This is a genomic window from Kitasatospora sp. NPDC059088 (genome assembly GCF_042738155.1).
Taxonomy (GTDB): domain Bacteria; phylum Actinomycetota; class Actinomycetes; order Streptomycetales; family Streptomycetaceae; genus Kitasatospora.
This window is the reverse complement of sequence record NZ_JBHYGR010000246.1, coordinates 1-2,872: the sequence shown is the minus strand read 5'-3', so window position 1 is coordinate 2,872 and position 2,872 is coordinate 1. Positions and strand designations below refer to the sequence as shown.

Below are 2,872 nucleotides of genomic sequence, written 5' to 3'. Positions count from 1 at the left end.
TATCCCCCCCCCGCCCGGCGCCGGCCCCGGGGGGGGGGGGGGGGTGGTTTTGGGGGGTGGGGCGCGGGGGGGGGGGGGGGGGGGCCGGGGGCGCCCCCCCGCCGTACCGGGGTGGCTCAGACCGCGGGGCCGACCAGCTCGTAGCCGGCCTCGTCGATCGCGGTGCGGACCTGCTCCTCCGCCAGCGGGGCGGTGGAGGAGACCGTCACGGTACCGGCCTGGGCGTCGGCGGCGACCTCGGTGACACCGGCCAGCGCGGACAGCTCCTCGCTGATCGCCTTCTCGCAGTGGCCGCAGCTCATGCCGGACACGGTGTAGGTGATGGTGCTGGACATCGGGGCCTCCTGGAGGTCGGTGCTGGTGCTGGATCTCCTGCTTCTCCAGCTCTTCGAACACCATACCCCTCTGGGGTATTTCTCGGAGGGGCGGGCGACGGTCAGGCCGGTACGGAGGGCTGCTGTGCCGGGATCGGCGCGGTGGGCTCGCTGCGCACCAGCAGCCTCAGCCAGAGCAGCCCTCCCAAGGAGACCACGAGCAGTCCCGCCGTGTCGTACACGGTGTACAGGTGGACCTGCTCGCTCGACGGGTTCGGCATGTAGCCCAGGTCGAACAGGGCGCGCTGGAAGTCGCTCGTGGTGGTCCGGGCGACCAGCCAGACGGCGATGCCGCTCGTGCTGTCCCATAGCGCGTGCAGCAGTGAGACGCCCAGGTAGGTGAGCAGCAGCGGGGTGGTGAGGCGGAAGCGCCCGCCGCGCCGCTCCCGGAACAGCACCCCGCCGATGATCGCCGTCCACAGGATGTGGCCGACCGGGGCGAGCACCCCGCGCAGGATCTCCGTCTCCACCAGGTCGTCCAGCGACAGCCCCTGGATGCTCAGCACCGCGTTGAACGCGTACCCGGCGCTCTCGAACGCGGCGAACCCGGCGCCGACGGTCGCGCCCAGCACCAGCCCGTGGCGCAGCCCGCTGACCCGCAGCCGGCGGCTGACCAGCACCAGCGCGGCCAGCTTGACCGCCTCCTCGATCAGGCCGACTCCCGCGTACATCCACACCGAGGGGGAGAGCAGGTACGTCTCCAGGACCGAGGCGCCCAGGACGCCGATCACCCCGCCGATGCCGAAGCAGGTGAAGATCCGGTCCGGGCCGAGGTCGGCCGCGTAGCGCTCGTACGCCCAGATCACCACCGTGGCCGGGACGAGGAAGCTGCCCAGCAGCACGATGGTCGGGACCAGGTTGCTGTTGTCGGTGAAGAAGGTGACCAGGACGGTGCAGGCCCAGAGCAGCAGGCCGGTCAGGAAGAACTTGAGCCAGTGGTGCGGCCGGGTGGCCGTCCGGGCGGGGGGTGCGGTGATGCGCGGCGTGGGTCGGTATCCGGACACCGGGCAGGGCCTCCTCTGAGTAGCCGCTTCGGTCGAACTTTATGACAAATCGGGCAATAGGGACTTATGGGGGTGGGGCGAGCGAGGTGGGCGGGGTAGGCGGGGCGAGCGAGGTGGGCGGGGCGGGCAGGGTGGGTGGGGTGGTTCGGGGTCGTGATCGTCCCTTATGTTCGGTATGTGTTCCCGATCCGCCGTGCCCAGTCGCCCTCGGCCCCCACCGCCGCCGGGCTGCCACCGGACCGGCGGCGCGGCGCCCTGAGGGTCGTCGACCTCCAGGACGTGCCGCTCCGGTGGCGGGCCGCCCCGGCGCTGCTCGCCGTCCTGCTGGTCGCACTCGCGGACCTCCTCTCCGGCAAGGACCGGTACCTCGCACCGCTGATGACCGTCGTCCCGGCCGTCGCCGCGCTCACCCTCAAGCCCGGCGAACTGCTCGCCGTCTGCGCGGTCGGGCTGGTCGCCGTCTTCGGACTCAGCCACTACGACCAGGTCGACAACATCAACGACGCCCGCTTCCTCTACGGTGCGATGGTCAGCTATCTGGTTCTGACGCTGTTCTCGGCCTGGGTCGCCAAGATCCGGATGCGGCGGGCGGCCGCCTTCGCGGCGGTCAGCTCCGTCGCCGAGGCCGCCCAGCGGGCCCTGCTGCGGCTGCCCGGGCCGGCCGTGGGGCCGCTGCGGCTCGCCGTGCGGTACGTGTCCGCGGCGGACGCCTCACGGATCGGCGGGGACCTCTACTCGGTACTGGAGACGCCGCACGGCACCCGGGTCGCGGTCGGGGACGTCCGGGGCAAGGGGCTCGCGGCCGTCCAGACCGCGGCGGTGGTGCTCGGCGCGTTCCGCGAAGCCGCGTACGACGAAGCCGGACTACGGGGCGTCGCCTCGCGGATCGAGGCCAGCGTCGAGCGGCACGTGCCGGACGGGGAGTTCACCACGGCGCTGTTCGCCGAGTTCCGCCGGCCCGGCGAGATGGAACTGCTCCAGTACGGGCACGTCGCGCCGATCCGGGTGGACGGTGAAGGGCGGGCCCACGTACTGGACGCGCCCGACCCGTGGGTGCCGCTCGGCCTCGGGCGGCTCGCGACCGGCGAACCGGCCACCTGGGGGCAGCCGTTCGGGACGGAGGACGTCCTGGTGCTGTACACGGACGGGGTCATCGAGGCGCGGCACCGCAGGAGCGGGGAGTTCTATCCGTTGGCGGAGCGGGTCGGGCCGCTGGTGCGGGGAGCTGCGCGCTCGGCGGGGGAGTTGGAGGCGGCGGTGGGGCGGGTGTACGCGGATCTGCTGGCGCACACGGGTGGGGCGTTGCGGGATGACGCGTTGTTGTTGCTGATTACGCGGACGGACTGAGGGGGGCGCTGCGCGGGGCTTGGGTGTGGGGGTGGGCTTTCGGGAGGGTGGGTGACGCCGGGGGCGGTTCCGGGGGTGGGTGCTCCGGCGGCTGGGTGATTTTCCGACTGCCGACTCTGTGGGTGGGGTGTGCAGACCGTTGGCAGT

The 2,872-nt window shown here is 72.6% G+C and carries 3 protein-coding genes; 1 reads left to right on the top strand and 2 read right to left on the bottom strand.

The window, feature by feature from the left end:
- Nucleotides 1-116: 116 nt before the first annotated feature.
- Entirely contained in the window at nt 117-335 is a 219-nt protein-coding gene (locus tag ACFWXO_RS44645) for a heavy-metal-associated domain-containing protein (protein ID WP_375896966.1), read from the bottom strand.
- 101 nt (nt 336-436) lie between these two features.
- Nucleotides 437-1,378, bottom strand: a complete 942-nt coding sequence (locus ACFWXO_RS44640) for a PrsW family intramembrane metalloprotease (RefSeq protein WP_375896963.1) — start codon at nt 1,376-1,378, stop codon at nt 437-439.
- A 177-nt stretch (nt 1,379-1,555) separates the two neighbouring features.
- Between ACFWXO_RS44640 and ACFWXO_RS44635 the strand changes: the two genes are divergently transcribed.
- Nucleotides 1,556-2,725 carry a PP2C family protein-serine/threonine phosphatase gene (locus tag ACFWXO_RS44635; protein ID WP_375896961.1) on the top strand — a complete coding sequence of 390 codons (1,170 nt, stop codon included), beginning with the start codon at nt 1,556-1,558 and terminating at the stop codon, nt 2,723-2,725.
- The last annotated feature ends 147 nt before the right edge of the window (nt 2,726-2,872 follow it).

What these genes read in the sequence shown, in the direction of transcription:
- ACFWXO_RS44645 (WP_375896966.1), bottom strand. Translation starts at nt 335, where the DNA reads ATGTCCAGCACCATCACCTACACCGTGTCCGGCATGAGCTGCGGCCAC.